2 protein-coding genes are annotated in these 1,507 nt (G+C 66.7%); both read right to left on the bottom strand.

Features of this window, described 5'->3' with window-relative positions:
• Positions 1-24: 24 nt before the first annotated feature.
• Entirely contained in the window at positions 25-882 is an 858-nt protein-coding gene (locus AX669_RS10230; RefSeq protein WP_062258268.1) for a DDE-type integrase/transposase/recombinase, read from the bottom strand.
• Between the two features lie 158 nt (positions 883-1,040).
• Positions 1,041-1,460 carry a hypothetical protein gene (locus tag AX669_RS13080; RefSeq protein ID WP_186318480.1) on the bottom strand — a complete coding sequence of 140 codons (420 nt, stop codon included), beginning with the start codon at positions 1,458-1,460 and terminating at the stop codon, positions 1,041-1,043.
• Positions 1,461-1,507 lie beyond the last annotated feature (47 nt).

Genomic DNA, 1,507 nt, shown 5'->3' with positions numbered 1-1,507 from the left:
CGGTGGATGTCAACCTGTGGTGAGTCACTCAGGGCCGGGATGGTTGATTCCGGCCCACGCTTTCGGGGCGGGCACTGGCGCGCGGTGGCCGCGGAAACGTTCGGGGTGACGCGCCTGGTAGTAGGCGAGGCTGACTTGGCGGCGAGCGTGCAGCATCTTCCACGACCCGTCGTGCACCTGCGCGGGCGTGTACAGCGCGATCCCACTGTGGTGGTGGGCATGGTTGTACCAGTGCACGTGCTGCGCGACGTACGTGCTCGCCTCCACCAGCGACGCGAACACGCCCGGATACGACGCCCGATTCTTCAGGGTGCGGAACTCGGACTCGATGTACGGGTTGTCGTTCGACACCCGCGGACGCGAGTGCGACACCTCGATGCCATGTGCCGTGAGGAACTCGTTCAGCAGGTTCGAACGCATCACCGCGCCGTTGTCGGCGTGCACGACCTGCGGCACGCACCCACCCTCCGCCGCGATCGCGGCCATGAACAACGCCATCGCATCAGCAGTGCTCTCACGCTGGTGCACACTCGCGACGATCACCTTGCGGCTGAAGATGTCGATGATCGCGTACGCCTTGAACGCCACACCCCGAAACGCGGTGGGCAGGTCGGTGATGTCCCACGCCCACACCTGGTTCGCGCCAGTCGCCAACACCTGCGGTTTCACCCGCGCCACCGCCCGCTCACCCGCCGCGCCCGACTGCTCGACTGTGGCCTGCTCGACTGTGGCCTGCTCGCGGCGCACGCGCGCGGCGATACGCCACCACGAACGCAGACTCGCTTCCATGAAGCCCTCGTCCCACGCCTTCGCGAACGCGCCCGCGACACCCAAACCGCCCGTGCGCCCCGCACTGATGAAACCCGCGACCCGCGCGCACACCGACGCGCTCAACCTCGCTGGCTGCTCCCGCTCACGCTGCGGCACAGGCGATACCGCCGCAGCAACGTCACGGCCATGGTGGTGGCGGGCGTGCCACGTGCCACGCGAGACACCAGCGACCTGCAGCGCACGGCGCTGACTGAACCCCGCCAGCGCGCTCAGGTCTCGGATGAGGTCGTTCTCGGCTGCGATGAACGCTCGGGTGGCGTCGTCGGGGGCGTATCGGGCTCGTGCGCGTGCCAGTGTTGCAAGAGCCCGATAGCTTTTCCCAGCGACTCGTTCGCCTGACGTAGCCCGTCAGCCTCGGTCCGTAGCCGCGCGACTTCCGTGGCGTGGCGGCGTTCTTGCGCGGCGAGTTGTTCTTCCAGCCGGCGCATCTGATCAGAGCGAATATGGTCCATCGAGCCACCCTGACGCGGCGTGAGGCCACGGTCAAGATCACCACGGACATACTCACTACGCCAGCGACGTAACTGACTCGCCGTGAACGGCTGCTGCGCCAACCACGCCGTTTTCTGCCCGAACGCCAACCCCAGATACGTCACTACCGCATCCCGCTTTTCCTCGACCGTGAACACCACGCCTCCTCAACACAAGTGACTCACGACCAGGCTGGCACTTAGGG

Origin of the sequence: Dermacoccus sp. CCH2-D9 (assembly GCF_001556795.1) — a bacterium.
Lineage (GTDB): Bacteria > Actinomycetota > Actinomycetes > Actinomycetales > Dermatophilaceae > Dermacoccus > Dermacoccus nishinomiyaensis.
The sequence above is the reverse complement of the archived record's forward strand: the minus strand, read 5'-3'. Positions and strand labels throughout refer to the sequence as shown.